Annotated in this window: 1 protein-coding gene; it reads left to right on the top strand. The window is 63.1% G+C overall.

Annotated features, from left to right (window positions below; all coding sequences use genetic code 11):
* On the top strand, nucleotides 1-942 hold a 942-nt coding region (locus EKD02_RS09880; RefSeq protein ID WP_185805750.1), incomplete at both ends, for a VCBS domain-containing protein.

Below are 942 nucleotides of genomic sequence, written 5' to 3'. Positions count from 1 at the left end.
GAGCGTGCAGTTCCTGGGCGAAGGCGATTCGACCACGGACACGATCACCGTGGAGACTCTTGACGGGACCACGCAGATCATCAGCCTCACCATCAACGGCACCAACGACGCACCGGTGGTCAATTTTACAGAAACCGTCGCGGTCGATGAGGACGCGAGCGTAAACGGCACCGTGGCCGGCAACGTCACAGACGTGGATGCGGGCGCCAGCCTGAGCTACGCGTTGACCGGGGCAATTCCGACCGGCCTGAGCATGAATGCGGACGGCTCCTATACCTTCGATGCATCCAGCTATGACAGTCTTGCCGAGGGCGAGACCTCTGTGGTGACGGCCAGCTACGAAGTGTCTGACGGGCATGGCGGCACGGCCACGGGCAGCATGGAGATCATCATTACGGGCACCAACGACGCACCTGTGGTCAGCGCGGTTGAGACCAACGGGGTCAATGAAGGTGCGACCGTGAGCGGCACCGTGGCCGACAACGTCACTGACGTGGATGCGAGCGACAGCCTGAGCTACGCGTTGACCGGGACGATCCCGACGGGCCTGACCATGAACGCGGACGGTTCCTACACCTTTGACGCCTCCAGCTATGACAGCCTTGCCGACGGGGACAGTTCCGTTGTCACGGCCAGCTACGAAGTATCCGACGGGCATGGCGGCACGGCCACGGGCAGCATGGAGATCACCATTACGGGCACGGAAGGGGCTCCAGTGATCACCGGTCCGACAACGGGCACGGTGCAGGAGGACGTGATCGCCACGGCTTCCGGCTTACTGACCGCGACGGACCCGGACGTGGGCGAGTCCGGCTTCACGGCCGCGACGGTGGTTGGCACGTATGGTTCGCTGACCATCGATGGGACGGGCAACTGGACGTACACGCTTGACGATTCGAGCGTGCAGTTCCTGGGCGAAGGCGATTCGACTACGGACACGAT

The organism is Chlorobium phaeovibrioides, from assembly GCF_003968655.1.
GTDB classification, from domain to species: Bacteria; Bacteroidota; Chlorobiia; order Chlorobiales; family Chlorobiaceae; genus Chlorobium; species Chlorobium phaeovibrioides.
The sequence above is the reverse complement of the archived record's forward strand: the minus strand, read 5'-3'. Positions and strand labels throughout refer to the sequence as shown.